This window comes from Clostridium homopropionicum DSM 5847 (genome assembly GCF_001263795.1).
Taxonomy (GTDB): domain Bacteria; phylum Bacillota; class Clostridia; order Clostridiales; family Clostridiaceae; genus Clostridium_H; species Clostridium_H homopropionicum.
Genome location: NZ_LHUR01000028.1, coordinates 39,501 through 58,904, shown reverse-complemented (window position 1 = coordinate 58,904; position 19,404 = coordinate 39,501). Strand labels below are relative to the sequence as shown.

Annotated in this window: 14 protein-coding genes and 1 CRISPR repeat array; all 14 genes read right to left on the bottom strand. The window is 30.0% G+C overall.

The window, feature by feature from the left end; all coding sequences use genetic code 11:
* Positions 1-139: 139 nt before the first annotated feature.
* Positions 140-4,885: a CRISPR direct-repeat array (repeat unit 30 nt; unit sequence ATTTAAATACATCTTATGTTGAGGTTCAGC).
* 224 nt (positions 4,886-5,109) lie between these two features.
* Positions 5,110-5,400, bottom strand: a complete 291-nt coding sequence (gene cas2 / locus CLHOM_RS12425) for a CRISPR-associated endonuclease Cas2 (protein ID WP_052222020.1) — start codon at positions 5,398-5,400, stop codon at positions 5,110-5,112.
* On the bottom strand, positions 5,401-6,399 hold the full coding sequence (gene cas1b / locus CLHOM_RS12420; RefSeq protein WP_052222019.1) for a type I-B CRISPR-associated endonuclease Cas1b: 999 nt from the start codon (positions 6,397-6,399) through the stop codon (positions 5,401-5,403).
* Positions 6,400-6,408: 9 nt separating this feature from the next.
* Entirely contained in the window at positions 6,409-6,900 is a 492-nt protein-coding gene (gene cas4 / locus CLHOM_RS12415) for a CRISPR-associated protein Cas4 (protein ID WP_052222018.1), read from the bottom strand.
* Between the two features lie 31 nt (positions 6,901-6,931).
* On the bottom strand, positions 6,932-9,547 hold the full coding sequence (locus CLHOM_RS12410) for a CRISPR-associated helicase/endonuclease Cas3 (protein WP_052222017.1): 2,616 nt from the start codon (positions 9,545-9,547) through the stop codon (positions 6,932-6,934).
* Positions 9,548-9,596: 49 nt separating this feature from the next.
* Complete coding sequence (gene cas5b / locus CLHOM_RS12405; protein WP_052222016.1) at positions 9,597-10,337, bottom strand: type I-B CRISPR-associated protein Cas5b; 741 nt, start codon at positions 10,335-10,337, stop codon at positions 9,597-9,599.
* 2 nt (positions 10,338-10,339) lie between these two features.
* A complete protein-coding gene (locus tag CLHOM_RS12400) occupies positions 10,340-11,290 on the bottom strand; it encodes a type I CRISPR-associated protein Cas7 (RefSeq protein ID WP_052222015.1) in 951 nt (316 codons plus the stop codon).
* The gene (cas8b, locus tag CLHOM_RS12395; protein WP_052222014.1) at positions 11,283-13,019 is read right to left on the bottom strand and encodes a type I-B CRISPR-associated protein Cas8b/Csh1; all 1,737 of its coding nucleotides are present in this window, start codon (positions 13,017-13,019) and stop codon (positions 11,283-11,285) included. Before cas8b ends, CLHOM_RS12400 begins: the two co-directional genes overlap by 8 nt.
* A gap of 12 nt (positions 13,020-13,031) precedes the next feature.
* Positions 13,032-13,724 carry a CRISPR-associated endoribonuclease Cas6 gene (cas6, locus tag CLHOM_RS12390; RefSeq protein ID WP_052222013.1) on the bottom strand — a complete coding sequence of 231 codons (693 nt, stop codon included), beginning with the start codon at positions 13,722-13,724 and terminating at the stop codon, positions 13,032-13,034.
* A gap of 561 nt (positions 13,725-14,285) precedes the next feature.
* Entirely contained in the window at positions 14,286-15,746 is a 1,461-nt protein-coding gene (locus tag CLHOM_RS12385; protein WP_052222012.1) for a sigma-54 interaction domain-containing protein, read from the bottom strand.
* A gap of 291 nt (positions 15,747-16,037) precedes the next feature.
* Positions 16,038-17,171, bottom strand: coding sequence for an acyl-CoA dehydrogenase family protein (locus CLHOM_RS12380; protein ID WP_052222011.1), 1,134 nt, complete (start codon positions 17,169-17,171; stop codon positions 16,038-16,040).
* Positions 17,172-17,213: 42 nt separating this feature from the next.
* Positions 17,214-17,873 (bottom strand): 3-oxoacid CoA-transferase subunit B, encoded by a 660-nt coding sequence (locus tag CLHOM_RS12375; protein ID WP_052222010.1) that lies wholly within the window; start codon positions 17,871-17,873, stop codon positions 17,214-17,216.
* Positions 17,874-17,898: 25 nt separating this feature from the next.
* Positions 17,899-18,651 (bottom strand): CoA transferase subunit A, encoded by a 753-nt coding sequence (locus CLHOM_RS12370; protein WP_052222009.1) that lies wholly within the window; start codon positions 18,649-18,651, stop codon positions 17,899-17,901.
* Between the two features lie 104 nt (positions 18,652-18,755).
* Positions 18,756-18,908, bottom strand: coding sequence for a hypothetical protein (locus CLHOM_RS18380; RefSeq protein WP_161803225.1), 153 nt, complete (start codon positions 18,906-18,908; stop codon positions 18,756-18,758).
* A gap of 91 nt (positions 18,909-18,999) precedes the next feature.
* A complete protein-coding gene (locus CLHOM_RS12365) occupies positions 19,000-19,329 on the bottom strand; it encodes a type II toxin-antitoxin system Phd/YefM family antitoxin (protein WP_052222008.1) in 330 nt (109 codons plus the stop codon).
* Between the last annotated feature and the right edge of the window lie 75 nt (positions 19,330-19,404).

The window sequence follows — 19,404 nt, the reverse complement described above, 5'->3', positions numbered from 1 at the left end:
TAGAAAAGAGTTCATGAATAATAAAAAGGATGTAATTAACACCCTTATACAATCAAAGTAAAATTTTTTACCTAATCTATGTACTTTTTGAATGGTACTTTTGTGTACTTTTAAATTATTGTTGACATATAGCCTACACATTTAAATACATCTTATGTTGAGGTTCAGCAGCCTTTAGTTGATGATTTTCTTTATGAACTATTATTTAAATACATCTTATGTTGAGGTTCAGCGATAATCATGGTAGAAAGAGGAAGTTTTCATACCTCATTTAAATACATCTTATGTTGAGGTTCAGCTTAAATGATAATGATTTATACGATAGAAACTATGAATTTAAATACATCTTATGTTGAGGTTCAGCGAGCACGTATTTGTCTATCAACAAGCCTGTCATTCATTTAAATACATCTTATGTTGAGGTTCAGCCATTGATATATCTTTTTATCTTTATACTTATCCCAATTTAAATACATCTTATGTTGAGGTTCAGCCAAGGTCGACCTTGTGTCGGTTGCTTGCTAATGCAATTTAAATACATCTTATGTTGAGGTTCAGCTAAACTGCATACCTCAAACAGCAAAAGTTGAATTATTTAAATACATCTTATGTTGAGGTTCAGCAATGATATATCAAACAGAGAGAGAAGCTATTGCAGAATTTAAATACATCTTATGTTGAGGTTCAGCTGGTCTTTACGGCATTTGTTTTACTAATTATAGTGGATTTAAATACATCTTATGTTGAGGTTCAGCTTCATGGGGCGTGTTACAAAGCCGCCCTTTCAAAATAATTTAAATACATCTTATGTTGAGGTTCAGCTCTGTCTTTTAGCTGTTTTTCTCTAGCTTTAGCTAAATTTAAATACATCTTATGTTGAGGTTCAGCTGCAATTCTTGCAATTAAAGATGGAAAGATAGGTTTATTTAAATACATCTTATGTTGAGGTTCAGCCAGGTAGCTTAGGAATATGTGCAGAGGGCAATTATAATTTAAATACATCTTATGTTGAGGTTCAGCCTCCATCCATATTTCTGTCGATTAAAACTTTTGTAATTTAAATACATCTTATGTTGAGGTTCAGCATATTTGGGAAAGAATGAGGGATAACTTGAATCAATTTAAATACATCTTATGTTGAGGTTCAGCCCTTGTTTTCATCATTATTACAAGTTATGTAATTAATTTAAATACATCTTATGTTGAGGTTCAGCGATAGGCTTGTTGATAGACAAATACGTGCCCTCTTATTTAAATACATCTTATGTTGAGGTTCAGCTCTTTAATAATTCAGCAGGAGTACTAACAGATTTATTTAAATACATCTTATGTTGAGGTTCAGCCTTTTTAGGAGGTAAAATATGGGTAAAATAAAATAATTTAAATACATCTTATGTTGAGGTTCAGCATATTTGAATTATTTTTTTCTAGGTCATATATTACTTATTTAAATACATCTTATGTTGAGGTTCAGCGCTAAATATGATGATTATCCAAATGAATTTTATTAATTTAAATACATCTTATGTTGAGGTTCAGCTGTTCTTGGTAAAGAGGGACAAACTTTATTAATTCTATTTAAATACATCTTATGTTGAGGTTCAGCAAACCTCCACCCCCTTTTTTCTACTTCGCTATACCTTATTTAAATACATCTTATGTTGAGGTTCAGCTAACTTCATTCATCCACTTCCTTTAATCAACTTTCAATTTAAATACATCTTATGTTGAGGTTCAGCTAAGCACCTTCTGTATATTGTAATTACTAATTCGTATTTAAATACATCTTATGTTGAGGTTCAGCTAAAGTAGGTTGTTGCAATTATCCTGATACAGAAGAATTTAAATACATCTTATGTTGAGGTTCAGCTTTACTTAGAAGTCGATTAGATTGGCTTTATGGAAATTTAAATACATCTTATGTTGAGGTTCAGCAGTTTCCTCTAAGAATAATATCTTAGAGGTACTTTAATTTAAATACATCTTATGTTGAGGTTCAGCATGCAAGAGATATTATTCATCACATAGCAGTCACTAATTTAAATACATCTTATGTTGAGGTTCAGCCTAGGTTAATAGAAACTTTAAAGGAATGTAAAGCATCATTTAAATACATCTTATGTTGAGGTTTAGCACATAGACTAAATGAAATACAAATAAAGATAATAATATTTAAATACATCTTATGTTGAGGTTCAGCGACAAAGGATGGTGGAAGACCAGGCAAGGTTGACTTATTTAAATACATCTTATGTTGAGGTTCAGCATTTTTCTATCGATGGGAGTTGCAAATCAGCTGAATATTTAAATACATCTTATGTTGAGGTTCAGCTGGTTTTTTCGGTACTATTTTTTCATGGTTACCTACATTTAAATACATCTTATGTTGAGGTTCAGCATAATGGAAATGAAGCTAAATTTTATAACCTTATATTTAAATACATCTTATGTTGAGGTTCAGCAAAATTTAAGACAGCACGAAGCAGTAAGGCAAACGATTTAAATACATCTTATGTTGAGGTTCAGCGTTTTTAAATCCATAGTTAAAGGACTAAAATCTAAATTTAAATACATCTTATGTTGAGGTTCAGCCAATCCTATCTGGCTCTCCTGACGATCCTGGACTTAATTTAAATACATCTTATGTTGAGGTTCAGCGAGAAAAAAAGGAAGAAGCTAGATTTTTAAATATATTTAAATACATCTTATGTTGAGGTTCAGCTGGAGCTACTGCTGGCTCTTTATCTTGGGGTTTAGTATTTAAATACATCTTATGTTGAGGTTCAGCTTTTCTGTAGTAAACAAATGGTTTATCCAATACAAATTTAAATACATCTTATGTTGAGGTTCAGCTATTCCCAAATCTTAAGGAATATATAATGAACTCAAATTTAAATACATCTTATGTTGAGGTTCAGCTTGCACATAATACTTTCTATATTGTCTTTTAGCCATATTTAAATACATCTTATGTTGAGGTTCAGCATTCAATACTCATATAAGGAGAACGGAGAAGATAGAATTTAAATACATCTTATGTTGAGGTTCAGCATGTAGAAGTTTATATGAGAGAGGAGGGTAATTAATTTAAATACATCTTATGTTGAGGTTCAGCGCCACTCTTCGCCTTGCTTATTTACCTCATTGTTTATTTAAATACATCTTATGTTGAGGTTCAGCGCAGTAGTGAACTCTAAGTCTATAACTCCATTAGTCATTTAAATACATCTTATGTTGAGGTTCAGCTCCTGCATTAAGCGTTCTTCTTCTAAATTTATAAGCATTTAAATACATCTTATGTTGAGGTTCAGCCTGCTACTGTAGAGCAGCTTCTGGGGCAGGTCGCATTTAAATACATCTTATGTTGAGGTTCAGCTGAAAATGTATATAAAATAGGAATGACTAGACGACTATTTAAATACATCTTATGTTGAGGTTCAGCGAATTTTGAACCGATAAGGCAATTAAGACTAGATGATTTAAATACATCTTATGTTGAGGTTCAGCATTCCTCTTCAGCTTCTGCATATTCTTTTGCAAGAGATTTAAATACATCTTATGTTGAGGTTCAGCGAAATTAAAGAAATTCTTAAAAAAGAAACTTTAACATTTAAATACATCTTATGTTGAGGTTCAGCAATTAGCACTACATCCGAGTCATCAAAGAAAAACTTATTTAAATACATCTTATGTTGAGGTTCAGCTACTTATGCTAATCCTAATTTACTAAGATATAACAATTTAAATACATCTTATGTTGAGGTTCAGCATTGATCCAGTCAAGGATGATATAATGCCAACTTAATTTAAATACATCTTATGTTGAGGTTCAGCTTTTTTCTTTACCTGTTTTATCTTTTACAGTAGTAAAATTTAAATACATCTTATGTTGAGGTTCAGCTGTGAAGGGTTATTCTGGAGGCTTAGGAATCCATATTTAAATACATCTTATGTTGAGGTTCAGCGAGCTTCAGATCCATGAGAAAGATATACTTATAAATTTAAATACATCTTATGTTGAGGTTCAGCGGGTATTTACCGAAGAATCATCATTATTCATTTGTATTTAAATACATCTTATGTTGAGGTTCAGCATGCTTAGAGCTAGGTTAGTTGATTACAATAGCTAATTTAAATACATCTTATGTTGAGGTTCAGCACTACTACTACAAAATTCAGTAATATTATCATTGCATTTAAATACATCTTATGTTGAGGTTCAGCGCTTTTTTCCTTGACGTTTTTTAACATTTTTAATTATATTTAAATACATCTTATGTTGAGGTTCAGCTTTAGCAACATAACCACCACCAACAAGAGCAACACCCATTTAAATACATCTTATGTTGAGGTTCAGCCTGTCGTCGAATCTTCACATCAAGGTCCTCAAATGATATTTAAATACATCTTATGTTGAGGTTCAGCTCGCTCCCCTAAAGGTGGGAGCGATATTTTTATCTAATTTAAATACATCTTATGTTGAGGTTCAGCAATGTTATCACATTTATAAAAATATTTTCAAATTAAATTTAAATACATCTTATGTTGAGGTTCAGCCGCTCCCCTAAAGGTGGGAGCGATATTTTTATCTAATTTAAATACATCTTATGTTGAGGTTCAGCAAGATCATTAACAAATAAATACTCACCATTAATATTATTTAAATACATCTTATGTTGAGGTTCAGCTGCAGCTGGTGGTAGCGGTGGAGGAGTTAACGATACATTTAAATACATCTTATGTTGAGGTTCAGCTAATGGTTTCTGTTTTGGAGTTGTTACTATATGGGAATTTAAATACATCTTATGTTGAGGTTCAGCGTTGGTGCAGTTAAAAATATTCAAGCTGTTAGTCAATTTAAATACATCTTATGTTGAGGTTCAGCCATTGAAAAAAAGCCATTTCTAGTTCATATTTTACTTTAAAAACCTAGCTTTAATCAATGCTTACATAAATTTTTACCAAGTGAATTTATATAAACTATTTTGTTTGAATGAATAATATCTAAACCCTTATGTTTCTTTATTTACATGATAATTTATAAATTATTTAACATGGTAAAATTATATTAGGTTTTGTTAATATCCATCATCATACTTTTATTGGATTTTATATTATTAAATCTTCTCCTGTATTATTTTGCTTATTTCCTAGTACTTCTTCTCCGTAGACATTATCATTCATAAGCTTTATAATACAAACAAAATCCTCATTTTCATTTATTACTTTTTTTAAGTCTTTTTTTAACAATATAATATTCGCTGGTGTTATCTCTCCCCTAAAAACAGACTTTTGAAAATGAGACAAATATTTTTTACACACCTTAAATACTTTATTAACTCTCTTTTCACCAACATCATAGAAAAGAAATGCGTAATTGTAGTTAAAATTTTTACCCATTTACACTTTCTCCTTTAAGCTAAAAGGCTTAAATTCTTTATCTTCTAATATAAACTTAATAAGCTTGTAGCAATCTAGCTTTATAGCAGTTCTATAGGTGACTTTTCTTTTCAACTTTTCATGTAAAAATACACTTTCTAATCTCTCTTCAAAGGCAGTTATGAATATCTTTCTTCCCTCTTCATTAAGAAGGCAATAATTAACTTTCTTCTCAAAATGCTTGGGCAGTTGAAGCTTTTTATTATTAACTAAATCAAAAATAGTTCTATAAACTACAACTGGTTTAAATGCTTCGCTTAAGTCTAAGCTAAGTGAAAATCTTCCCTCTGAAGGTTCATGTAAAAAACTCACTCTTTGATCTAAATGTGTATTATAAATGATAGTTATAGTTTTCCCATATAATAATGTATTTCCAAAGGATATAAGGGCATTAATTGGATTATCAGGAGGTCTCTTTACCCTTTTATTCATTACGAAATCCTCTGGGAGAATGTGTTTAAATTCTCCATAAAATCTTTGCCAAGCTTCACCCTCAACCTGCATTGCCTGTTTAATATCATTAGCTTTATGAAGATTTACTTTCATGTCTTTCCTTATCCAGTCAATAGTTTCTTTAACCTCTTTTTTATCATGCTTATAATAATGATATAGAACTTCATATATGTTTTCTCCAATGGCCTCTACTATAGCTTTAGCTATTATTAATCTCTTATTACTGTAAGCCTCCACTTGCTTAACTAACATCTTTCCGCTATTGTAATGCTCCTTTGGATAAAAAGTGCCACTGTAACCTTCATAATAATTAAAGAAATGCATAACTATGTTATTTTGAGATAAAAAATCAAGCAGCTTACTATTTACACTAACCTCAGACATACAGTAAATCTCTTTAGTATTTTCTATGGGTATATATACATTTTTATTATCCTTTCTAAAACATAAAGAATTGTCCTTTCTTGTTAATTCACCCATTGATGTTATATATCTAGTACTTCCCATTGTTTCCTCCTAAATATAACAATATTCAAAGTATGCACACTTTTTACATTTGGGTTCATTGATAACTTCTGGTGCATTCTCTTCTAATAATAAGAGCTCAATATTGGTTATTATTTTTTCTAGTTCTATTAAGTTTTCATCGTTTAGCTCAACAATAATTGTATTTTTGCTTTTGTTCTTTTCTACAAAATCAAGCTTACCTTTTCTATCTATTCCTTTATCTCTAAGAACTTTCAAATATAAAAGCACTTGCCATTTAGCAGCTTCTATATCTGCATCCGACTTTTTTATTTCAGTCAAATATTCCGAGGTAAGCTTGTCTATTTTTATATTATCAATGCTTATCTCTGATTGCTTACTTTTCTCACTATTAACCTCATGAATAGCCTTTCCTATTTTTACATCACCACTATTATCTTCTAAGTTAATTTTATTTCCATGAAGCCAGCATTGTCTTTTGCAATGAAAATAGTAGTTGATTAATGTGCCGTTTACTTTCATAAGACCTCCTGTAAAACTTCCTATATTCTAATTAAAGCTCAATGAAATCCCCTATGCCTTTCTTAAAATTTTCCCTATCGAATTTTCCATTCTTAAAATACTTTTCTCCATTAGAAATATAATACATATCTCCCAATCTCTCTTCATAAGAAAAGTCATTATTATTTACTTTGTATATGAAGTAATTTAGCTTTGATATAATTTTAGATAATTTTACTTTCTTTTCAGCATAATCTAACTTAGTATCTTTCAGTAGATTTACATATTGATCCCAAACCACTTTCCCCTCCAAGATCTCTCTATCTTCTAGAGTTAATTCTCTATTTAAAAATACACTATACTCAAAGCGTTCATCTATAAGCTTCATCCTTTCCTCAACTTTATTAAAGTTAAGCTTGTTAACTTCGCTATAGATAAAATCACTAAAATTCTTATCATTATGTTTATTTGATTCCTTTATTAAATGATCTAGAACATACCCATAGAAATCTTTGAAATTCTTACTTATGAGTATTTCCCTAATATTTTCAGAGGTTAAATTTATATTTTTCTCTTTTCTAACATCATGTCGATACACAGTTGCTGCTGAGTCTAAATCAAAGAAATACACCCTGCAGCCTTCTTTTTTACAAGAACGATTTATTCTTCCAAGAAACTGTTCTTCAGAATCCAGCATAGATATATCTTTATAACCTATATCCATATCTATGTCTACTCCAGCCTCAATAACTTGAGTAGCTACTAAGATTATATTCTTGGTTCTATTTTCATCTTTAATTCTACTTATAATAGAATTTCTCTCTATGCTGTTATCGTCTCCAGTCATAAGCTCTATTTTTTTCTTTTCTCTCTCATCTACCTCATCATTAAGCTGATTCAGCCTTTTATAAAATTCCATTGCTGTTGTCTTTTTTATAAATTCAACTAATATATCTTTTTTATTTTTCATAGAAGTTGTACTAACATGCTCCAATAATATTTCTAATACATCTTGTTCTGCTTCTAGTAATGAAAAATCTAGCTCTACCCTATCTTTAAATATTGGATTACTAAAATATTTTTCTCTATTTTCTATCAAACTTACTGTTTCAATTTCACCCTCTATAAGCTTATTTAAATCTGGTAACGTGGCTGACATTATTACAAATTTTATGTTTAAAAGCTCCGAATAGTGTTTTAAAAATGTTATTATCTCTTTCCATATATTATTTTTATAGCTTTGTATTTCATCTAAAATTACAATACTATTTGCCATTTGAGCTAGTGGAAACAGGTTTTCCTTTGAAGTTCCAAACAAATAATTAAATATACTTACATGAGTAGTTAAAATCATGGAATAATGCAAGAACTGCCTATCTAATAAGGAAAGTTCATAATCTTTATCTATAACATCACTATTTTCATTCTTATCTGTTTTTTCTTTAACCTTATCTTTTGTTTTTATTGGTACAACTGAATTAATTATAGCTATATCATCAATAACCTGACTATTTCCAAAGGTTTTCTCAAGGGTACTTATATTTTGTTCAACTAAGTTATTAAAAGGATATACATAAAATATTTTATTTATTGCATCACATTTTTCTATCATTCTAAAGCTTAAATTTAAGCTTACATTGCTCTTACCACTTCCAGTTGGAGCTTCAAGATAAAATATATTTTTATCAATATTCTTTAAGAAATTCCTTTCTGCATCAAGAAACATTTCATTTCTAAGGATATTAATATCTCTTACATCTTTGAAATCTTCTACCTTTCCGTAACTTTCTTCTTCGTACTTTCTTATCCATCTATAAACATCAGTTTCCTTAAAAACCTTATAAAATTTATCTATATCCTTTATTTCCCCTAAACTATCTACTTCTCTTTCATTTTTAAAGTTAGAGGTGGCATAATAATCACAGCTTAATAATAGGGAGCTTATAAATCTTTCATAGATATAAAAATCTAAAGAAATCTCCTTTTCTTCTGTTTCTTTACTTGATAAGGTCTTTTCAACATTATCAAATATCCTTTTTATTAGCTGATTTTTTTCATTAAACACTATTTCTTCTTTATATAAGCTTTCATATATGGAAATCTCATCCGTATATAGCTTCTTACCTTCTCCACCATCACTTAAGAACTTCTCTTTGTATTCACCAAAACTGTCCAATGATCCATGGTGCTTTGAAATGATGTAGGAATTTAACAACATAAATAATCTTAAAGTACTTTGCTCACTTTTAGTCTCATGTTTATTTATCTTGGAAAAATAGTGATTTATATATATCAAAGAGGAGAGCATAGAATGGTTTGAATTGTTTAAATTTAAGTCTATTAAATTTTCGACTTCTTTATTATTCATTTTGAGATATTGAAAATTGCAATTGATTTTTCCTAAATCGTGCATATATATTGTGTTTAGTAGCATTTCTCTGTATAGAAATTTCCCTTTATGACTAAAGTTACTTATAAACCTGTTTTCAAAGTTTAAAAATACATTGTCTAAATTCTTAGACTTTATTATCTTATGTAAGTATTCTAATGCTAAATCTATATGCTCCTTCAATGTTTCTTTTCTATCATTTAGAATATGAGCATACACTTTGTCACCATCTCTTATTAGTTTATCTAAATCCACTTTATCTACTTCATTAAAATACATTTCTCTTTCTCCTTTATTTAATTATAAGGAGGGTTTCCCCTCCTAACTTCTAAAAGAAAAATATTATCTTTTCATTGCACTTATATACTATTGAATCTTTGATGTTTTCTAGTTCTGAATTAGTGTATATAAAGGTTTCTAGTTCATACTTATTAGTATTTTCCTCTAGAGCTATTGGCAGCATCTCTTCATATTTGAAGGGTTGAATGTATTCCTCACTAAAATCATCTTCAAATGGCACAAGATTAAAGTTATCCTTTATAAATAAGCTATCTATTCTACTCGCAATGTCTGATTTCTTAATATCTTTAATTAATTCAACATCTATAATATCAGCCATATGATCGTTTTTTCCAAGGTATGGTATAAAGGTAGCTCTTTTATTTATTATCCTATTAGCTAATCCTCTTTCTATATCCCCATCAATGAGAATGTATATGTCCCACTTTGGCTCTTCTAACCACTGTTCTTTGACAATGAGGTTTCCTCCTAATTCCTTTGAAGCATAACCTACTGAGTTATTAAACACTTGAACCTTTTTAGAAATATACCCCTTTTCATTTCTAGGAACTATTCCAATCTTAATATTCTTAAGCCTTTCATAGAATTCAGGATATAAAGTTCCTTCAACCTCTTGCTGATTATAGCCTTTATAACCAGATATAGCTCCAAGTATTCCAAGCAGAGCCACTTTGTGAATATTACCATAAGTAAAATAATAGTAGGTGTTAACCTCAGGCTTTTTAAAAAAAGCTGTCCTTCCACTTAAGGTAAACTTTAAAGTATCCATATTTATACCTCTTCTTTAGTAAAAATATTGTACTTCTTAGCTTTTCTAATATCAGCATTAATAATGGTTGTATATGAGTTATAGTAAATTTCTATATTTTTGATTCTGCCTTCTAAATTATTAAGCATTTCTTCACAATTAATTGAAATTGTGCTTTTATCTTCTCCTTTTTGAAAATCTATATATTGAGATAAATCTGGAAGATATAAATCTGCTTCCGTTTCTACAAATAGTGCAAATTCATTTTCACAGCCTATTTTTGAGTTTGTACTATAAGATGTAGCTGCTACTAGTGATGCTTCTTTGAACTTTTTATAATCTTCCTCTGTGTAACCTTCTGTAACTCCAAGGTCTATAAATTGATTGTATGCATATGGGTTTATAGCAAAAGGATAAAAATAATGTGCTTCGTTACTAACTATTTTAGTTCCTAAAGTAGAAGATTTCGCCTCTTCGTCATCTTTTTTTCCTTCTTTTTTTGATGCATCTCTAAAAGGAGAAAGTATTTGTTGTTCTTCTGCATTAGTCTCGTCATATTTATTAAAGCCTTGTCCAATTTGAACTGCCCCAGTTATAGAAATATTATTTCCTTCCTCTGCAAAGGTAGCTCCAAAGTTTTTAACATCTATGGCAGTAAATAAATTTGTTAATACCTTTTTGCTATCTTTATTCTTCTTTAAATCTTCTTCGTTAAAAATGTACTCATATCTTTCTTTTAGGGATCTTGGTATAAGCTCCACTTCTCCCTTTTTACTTTCTTCTAATTTAATAGACTTAATATATAAAACCTTTTCTCCTTGTTGTTCCCACATCTTTTTTATTGGATATTTAAAAGCCTTATCACTTCCAAATACATCTCCTGAAGATGTAGTCTTCGGATATCCAGTAAAATCAGCATTCCAGTTGCTCATTCTTGAAACTATACCTAAAACTCCATAAACTCTCTTATTCATCTCCATTATCCTCCCCATTTAATTTTTCATAAATTAAATTGCTATGTAAATATCCTGCAATAATTAAGTCTTCATAAACCTTTCCTTCAGTAGCATAAGATGCAACCATTGCATATAAATTTTTAAATCTTCTTCTATTAGTTTTAATTGTGTAGTTATATTTCTTAAACATTCTTCTTAATTCATCTTTTATTCTATTATCTGATTTAGCATTAATTATTGGATTAGCTAAAGAATGCATCTTAGTTTTACCTCTACTTAAGGATATAAAATAGCTAGCTAGTTGTCCTACTGCAAAATAGTACTCCCTATCATTTTCTATATATGCTGTTCCCTCTCCGCTTATCTTTTCTCTCAATGAATTTTTAATCCCCATTAAAACATCAGCCATATTTTCCTCTCCTTCAAAATAACTTTCTAAAGAAACTCTTAAATTGAATTGCTCAATTGCCCTTGGAATATATCCATTATGTATTGAACCTTTTATTAAATCTAAACTACTCCAATCTAACACCTTCCAAACATTGCTCCAGTTACCTTTATAAAACCAATTAAATAAGGTTGTTCTTGCAAGAAGAATATTTTTCTTTAAACTGCTATCATTTATATTTAAATCTTTAGCTTCTGTAAAATAATTTGATGTTAAGAATTTACTAAAAAACACTTCATTTATTATGTTTTTTAAATCTTTTAAGTTATATACTTTTCCATAAGTAATTTTAGCTTTTTCAATTTGTAATGCATTTACTATATTAATAGGATTAATATTAGGTTTATAAATTACTATAGTATCAAAATCATGGATTTCAACTTCTTTGCCCTTTTTTGCTCGTAGATAATATCCACTAAAATCTTCATCTAGCATTTCATCATTAGAAAAAGCTTTTATTTCGTCTTCATTTATATAAATGTTTGTCTTGCCTATAGATACCTGATTCATTAAGTAATCAAAGAATTTTTTCTGCATTAATACTTCGTCTTGGGATAATAAAAAGGGCACTTTTGTCTTCCTAGTTTTATTTTCTAAATAAGGTTTCTTAGCGTTTAAGCCCATGTTGTCATTGGGAAGTCCATAAATCTGGTTATCAATTGAAATATTAAAATCATTACTGTTGTAAATATTGGTTAGAATATATTTTTCACTTTCTTTTCTGTACTCTTCTAAATCATATTTAAAGAAAATTTTTAAATAAGTTTTATCCTTGTTATCCTTTGGTACTAGATCATGAATATTATCTACTATCCATTTTTGAATTTTTTCGATTCTTGTTTGATTAGGCTTACCATTTTTCCCTTCAAGCTCTAGATAAAGCTTTCTTGACTTGGATTTACTTTCTGTATATTTAAGTAGTGGATTTTTTAAAATACTGTAGTATTCCTCAATAACTGTGTTATTTAATTTACCATTATTGATATTTTCTTTTTTCACAAAGAAAGTAAAGTAGTTATTACTGTGTATAACCTTTTTTCCATCAATAGGCTTATTCATATCTATAAGTTTACTCATATAATCTGCTTGACGAATAAAACTAAAGTGATAATTAGTTGTATCAATTTTCTTAGTCTTCTTATCTTGCTTAATGTCAATTCTATCAAGTTCTTTAAACTCTTCTCCACTAACATCAACAATTATATATTCTCCATCCGCTGGAACATAAGAGTCGGTTATGCAAGTTTCACCTATATCTCTATATATTTTTTCAAAGGTCTTTATAACATCTGATAACACCTTATCACCTCCCTAGAGCTGTTTATAGTTTACAAAGCCAAATCCTCGCGAACCCATTTCCCCTATTCCTGCACCTAATGCTAAGCATGCAAGATCTTGAGCAGTTTTGTTTTCTGCAATAGTTAAGGTGAGCTTGTCTCCTAAAATATTAACTGATTTATATTTGCTTGAAATAGGCTTAATATTGTCAAAGTTAATCATATTAAATAATTGGAAATCTTCATCTAGCTTAGTATTAAAATACTTGTTATATTTCTTTATGAGATTTTCCTTTATTCTTTTTTCAAATTCATCTAGTGATAAATTCCCTTTCCAATATCCCTCTTCAGTTTTTATAACAACTGGAGTTATTGAATAAATTCTATCTATATATCCTGGTTTTATAATTTTATATTCTATAGTTAATGCTTTTATAAAATCTGTATATTCATTTACAAGATTCTTTTTAAAGTACTCAGCTAATTCCTCATCTATAGTGCGTACTTTTATAGAATATATCTTTCCTTCATTGTAGATTTTTGATTTTTCTACTGGAAATAGTGAATTAAAAGTGTAGTTTTTAAAACCACTATTTGTATGAAATTCTAAAAACTTTTTGTCTCTTGATAATGACTTGTCTATTAGCTCTGATATCTTCTGTAGTGTTTCAGTACTTCCAATAGTTTTAAGTAGAAATACTTTTAAAGTTAATTCATAAACTTTCATGCTCACACCTCCTCATAATACCTAATATTAAATAGTGATAAGACTAGTTGTAAAAGAACATAATTATATACCATTTACATTGTTTGCCATAATAGTATTATACATCATAAAAATACATAAATAACACTATTTTTTAATTTTATCGTGATTTTTCTTCAAATTATGTTAATAACATATCTTCGTTTTGTTTTCATATTAATTTCATTTTAATGATTATAGTATATATTACAAAATTTAATTTGTAAATACTTCCTCAAAAATAAAACCTATTAATTCGTATTATTTTCAATTTAAATTTAAATACATCTTATGTTATGGTTAATAACGAATTTACAGGTTTTATATAACTTTATTCTAACATTATAAAAATATATTTACCATATATAATTTCTTTAACTTCAATAATTAATATCTATAAATGCAGCCACAAAATCCCTGTAATTAGAGAGTATCTTTTGAACTTTATATTTATCTACTTCCCCACTCAAACCTTCTTATCCCCCAAGAAACTTATAGTCCACCCCCATTTTTATTACTAATGGGAGTGGACTACAATTAATCCTATCCATGCTGCATATTGTAAAACTCAATACTCTTTGTATCTATATTAAACTTCTCTAGCTTTTTATAGAGAACTGTCCTGTGCATATTTAATTTCTTTGCAGTTTTTGATTTATTTCCTTTTGATTCAAGTAAAGCTTTTATAATTATATTCCTTTCTGTATCCTCCATTAATTGTTGATAATTTTCCTCAATGTGAAAATCACTAATAGAAGCTATATTTGAATCGTTAGCTTTATTTGAATCATCTCTGTCCCAAGGTCTTACCGGCAGCTTTGAAACATCAATTATAGAATCATAGCTCCAATTAATTGCTTGTTCCAAAAAGTTTTCTAATTCTCGCACATTGCCTGGCCAGCTATATGATTTTATTAGTTCTATAGAGTCTTCAGTAACCCCTTTAGCATCTGAACCAAGTTTAGTGTTTATCTTTTTTATTAGTCCATCTATAAAATATGGAATATCTTCAACTCTTTCTCTTAAAGGAGGTATACATATATTAAGTACATTCAATCTATAATATAAATCATCACGAAACTTTCGTTCTTTAACCATTTTTTCAAGGTTTTGATTTGTGGCTGCGATTATTCTCACATCAAGAGGAACACTTTTAGTTGATCCAATTCTTTCTACATGTCTTTCTTGAATAACTTGAAGAAGTTTTGGCTGCATGAAAAGAGGCATGTCCCCAATTTCGTCAAGAAAAATAGTACCTCCATTTGCAAGTTCAAATTTTCCTGGTTTTCCACCTTTCCTTGCACCAGTAAAGGCTCCATCTACATAACCAAACAATTCTGACTCTATAAGGCTTTCGGGGATAGCAGAACAATTAACTTTTATAAAAGGGCCATTGCTCCTTGAAGAACGATTATGAATTGCTTCAGCTAATATTGATTTTCCTGTTCCGCTTTCTCCTGTTATTAGAAGATTAGAACTTGTACGTGAAGCTTTTCGAGCTAGTTTTTTAACAAATAGCATTGGTTCTGATTCTCCAATAATATCCATACAGCAGCATAAAGGCTTAGTAAAAACACTGCCATATGCAACTGGGTGTGAAATTCTATTGCTAATTTCTTTTGCAGTTATCATATCAGGAAATAGAGTTTTAACTACCGCACCAATTACTCTCTTCTTGTTCTTTAATGGGAAACGCCCTATAATAAATTCTCTTCCATTTAGAGTTAAGGTTTCTCCATATTGAGAATGTTCTTTGAAAACTGTATCATGAAGACGACAATCCGGTATAACATCCCAAATTTTTTCACCTAATACGGTTTTAAAATCAGTATTTAACAGCTTTAAAAAGAAATCATTTATAAAAATGATATCCCCAAATTCATTTATAGCTATAATTCCTTGAAATGGATTATTTAATAACGCATTAAGCCATAGGCTGTCAACATTCTTAAAAAAATAATCATAATCTAATGCTTTATTTAATTTCATCTCTTCAAAGTTCAAAAATATCACTCCTTAAAGCCTAATAGTCTCTCACTGATATTCCTGCTATTCCAAGTGTCCATTCTCTACTTAATGATTTAATTATACCACGAAAGATTTATAACGCACAGTTTTTACTGCGTTTTCTTATAGCAATTTCAGTTAAGTTCTACTTTATTTAGAATTTTTGTAAGCATCCTTTTCACATGAGTTTTTTAGCAAAACTATTGTAAAAAGGATGCTTTTATTATGCAAGTTTCCCACCTTTAAATTTCTACTAGAAATATAAAGCTTTTTAACGAGTTAGTTTTACTATTTATACATATTTAAAACTGTAGAACCAACTACCATTTTTAATACTTCACTTGAACCTACACCTATATCCATAAGACGTCCATCTCTTGCAAATCGCTCTACATTATTATCCTTCATATAACCATGTCCCCCAAATATTTGTACAGCATTATGGCAAGCTGTATTTACCATATCTGCTGCTGAAAGCTTTGCTACAGAAGACTCAAATGCAAAATTTTCACCTGAATCAATTTTTCCACATACCATTTTTAATAAAAGCTTTGATGCTTGAAGCTTTACGTAAGAGTCAGAAATCATTTCTTGCACAGAAAATAACTTACTTAAAGGCTTACCAAAAGCAATTCTTTTGTTTGCATAAGTTGCAGCTTCGTCTAAGGTAGCCTCTGCAATTCCTATACCCATAGCACTCATACCAACTCTTCCACCACAAAGTCCATACATTGACATTTTAAAGCCTTCATTCTCAGCACCGATAATATTGCCCTGTGGAATTAAACAATTATTTAAGAAAAGGCTTGTAGTTGCTGAACTTCTGCAGCCCATTTTGTTGTTATAAGGACCTATATTAAATCCATCTTGTCCTTTTTCTAATATGAAAACACTTATACCGTTTGTACCTTTTTCAACATCAGTTTTACAAGTTAAAACATATATATCTGCAATTCCCCCATTGGTGCAGAAATATTTTGCTCCGTTTAAAAGCCATCCCTCTTCTACTTTTTCAGCTGTAGTCTTTATTGCTGAAGCATCGGATCCAGCGTGGAATTCACTTAAGCTATAGGCAGCAATTTTTTTACCTGTAACTAAGTCCCTTAGATATTTTTCTTTTATCTCATCGCTTCCATATTTAATTATAGTATCTACTGCCATCCAATGAACAGTAAACAATAATGAAATTCCAGCGCTTCCTTTTGCTAGTTCAGCATTAGTAGCATATGCTGTATATGCATCTAGCCCTAAGCCGCCATATTCTTTTGGATAATGTATCCCGAAAAAACCTTCTGATGCCATATCATCCTTTAGTTCCATAGGAAATCTATTATTTTCATCAAGCTCTTTTGCTATAGGTTTGATATATTTCTCCGTAAATTCACGGCCTCTTTGAATCATATCTTCACTTTTCGTAATCATTTTTACCCTCCCGTTAAAGTCAAAGTCATAAGATTTGCTTTTCTAAAGTACCATTTCGTGGAAATCATCAGCTATTATAAAATCAGCCTCAGTTATTGCTCTTATATCTTCAACTGTAACTCCAGGAGCTGCTTCTCTTAATATTAGTACATTATCTCCAACATCAAAAACAGCTTTGTCTGTAATTATTGTACTAACACAATTTGCTCCTGTTTTCGGTAAGGTTACTTTCTTAAGGATTTTTGAATTTCCTTTTTTATCAGCATGTGCTAAGCAGGCAATAACTTTTTTAGTTCCATAAGTTAAATCCATTGCACCGCCGATACCAGGCCACCATAATCCATTTCTGTTTACTGCCCAGTTTGAGATATTTCCTAATTGATCCACTTCAAGAGCTCCTAAAATCGTTACGTCCAAGGTTCCTCTTCTCATAGCACCAAGTGAAGTACATAAATCCATTATTGCTGCACCTGGTAATAGCGTTACAGGCTCTGTCCCTGCATTAGTAACATCTGCATCTGATTCTGAAGTTTTTGGTTTTGGTCCTACTCCAAATATTCCATTTTCACTGTGAAACGTAAGATTTACTCCTTCTGGTAAATAGTTTGAAGCCTGTGTTGGCATACCGAAGCCTAAATTAACTAATTCCCCATCATGTAACTCTTGCGCTGCACGTCTTGCTATTAATTCTCTTTCATCCATAATTTATACCTCCCCATATATTTATTTATACTTCTGGTTTTAATTTTCCGATTTTAATCCAATGGTCTCTATATATTTTGTTATGTTCTTCTAAACTTAACCCTTTAACAACTGCATTTACGAAAGGTGCTGCTGTTCCTACACATTCTGGTGGTATTGTTCCTACTGGAACTATTTCTTCTACTTCTGCAATTGTGTATTCACCTGCCATTGCTACTATAGGATTGCAGTTCATGCTTGAATATCTATATTGAAGATTTCCAAGTTCGTCTGCACGCCAAGCCTTTACAATTGAAAATGGTGCTGTAAGTGCAGGTTCAACAAAACAATCTACACCGTTTACATTAATAACCTTCTTAGGTTCCTTTAAGTTAGGGAATAATCCTTCTTCATCTAGTATACCAACGCCTACCGGCACAAGAACTCCACCAAGTCCCATAGCCCCTGCTCTTACTTTTTCTGCCCATGTACCCATTGGATAGAATTGTTCAATTAATATATTTCCCTTTAAATATTCTTCAGTAGATTCTGCTGTTGTTCCTACATGAGAAGCTATAAGTTCTTTTACTAACCCATGTTTGTACAACTTAGCCTTCCCAAACCCACTTAAGCCTGGTTCATTTGCAATTAATGTAATACCCTTGATTTCATTTTCTACTAGCCAATCAATACAGCATGTTGGTTCTCCTGCTCCAACAAATCCACCCATCATAATTGTTGAATTACTTATTATGGGCTTCATAGCTTCGTTAATTGACATAACTTTTGATTTTGCCATTTTTAATACCTCCACTTCAATTTTAATTAACCTCGCAAATACATAATAGCAACATCTATGCCAAAAAAATTTTTGTGCGATTCATTGCTAATATATAATAATTCTTAATTATTTTTGAATAGATTTATAATACTGCTGCACATAGTTGCTGTTAAAATGTACAATCGCTGTGTACAGTTGTAGTTACTATGTACAACATCATCCATTACAAAAGCTTCACGCCAGAATGATAGTTGTAATTGTCTATATAATGCCATAAAAAAATTACCCTCCAGAATTTAATCTATAAGATATATATTCACTTATAGATTAAATTCTGGAGGGTGCTATTTAATTTATAATTTTCCATTATTCAATATCCACTTCAATATCGTTTAATTCATCTTTTTTAATGCCAAGTTCTTGAAGCACATCATCGCTTGACACAAAATCATTAACGCTTGCGTTTTTCATTCTCTTTTCTGCTTCTACGTATAAATTATAGTTTTCAATTATTTCAATCATTTCCTGATATGTCTCCGGAGTAATTAATACACAAGCTGGCTTATTATTCTTTACAACAATCTTAAACCCACTTTTATTTACTTCATCAAATATTTTGTTTGCTTCACCTTTATTAAACCTTGAAATAGGAACTATAGAATTTAGCATATTACTTGCAACCATGTTATTTATCATTAGACCACCTCATTTCACTAATTATCTAATATTATTATATGTTATATATATAAATTTATCAATAAATTTATATAT

Bases quoted from the DNA above. Each gene is read 5' to 3' on its own strand.
- CLHOM_RS12375 (WP_052222010.1), bottom strand. From the start codon at position 17,873: ATGGATGAAAGAGAATTAATAGCAAGACGTGCAGCGCAAGAGTTACAT.
- cas1b (WP_052222019.1), bottom strand. From the start codon at position 6,399: ATGGGAAGTACTAGATATATAACATCAATGGGTGAATTAACAAGAAAG.
- CLHOM_RS12365 (WP_052222008.1), bottom strand. From the start codon at position 19,329: ATGATAAATAACATGGTTGCAAGTAATATGCTAAATTCTATAGTTCCT.
- CLHOM_RS18380 (WP_161803225.1), bottom strand. From the start codon at position 18,908: ATGGCATTATATAGACAATTACAACTATCATTCTGGCGTGAAGCTTTT.
- CLHOM_RS12400 (WP_052222015.1), bottom strand. From the start codon at position 11,290: ATGAATAAGAGAGTTTATGGAGTTTTAGGTATAGTTTCAAGAATGAGC.
- cas6 (WP_052222013.1), bottom strand. From the start codon at position 13,724: ATGAAAGTTTATGAATTAACTTTAAAAGTATTTCTACTTAAAACTATT.
- cas5b (WP_052222016.1), bottom strand. From the start codon at position 10,337: ATGGATACTTTAAAGTTTACCTTAAGTGGAAGGACAGCTTTTTTTAAA.
- cas2 (WP_052222020.1), bottom strand. From the start codon at position 5,400: ATGGGTAAAAATTTTAACTACAATTACGCATTTCTTTTCTATGATGTT.
- cas4 (WP_052222018.1), bottom strand. From the start codon at position 6,900: ATGAAAGTAAACGGCACATTAATCAACTACTATTTTCATTGCAAAAGA.
- CLHOM_RS12380 (WP_052222011.1), bottom strand. From the start codon at position 17,171: ATGATTACGAAAAGTGAAGATATGATTCAAAGAGGCCGTGAATTTACG.
- CLHOM_RS12370 (WP_052222009.1), bottom strand. From the start codon at position 18,651: ATGGCAAAATCAAAAGTTATGTCAATTAACGAAGCTATGAAGCCCATA.
- CLHOM_RS12410 (WP_052222017.1), bottom strand. From the start codon at position 9,547: ATGTATTTTAATGAAGTAGATAAAGTGGATTTAGATAAACTAATAAGA.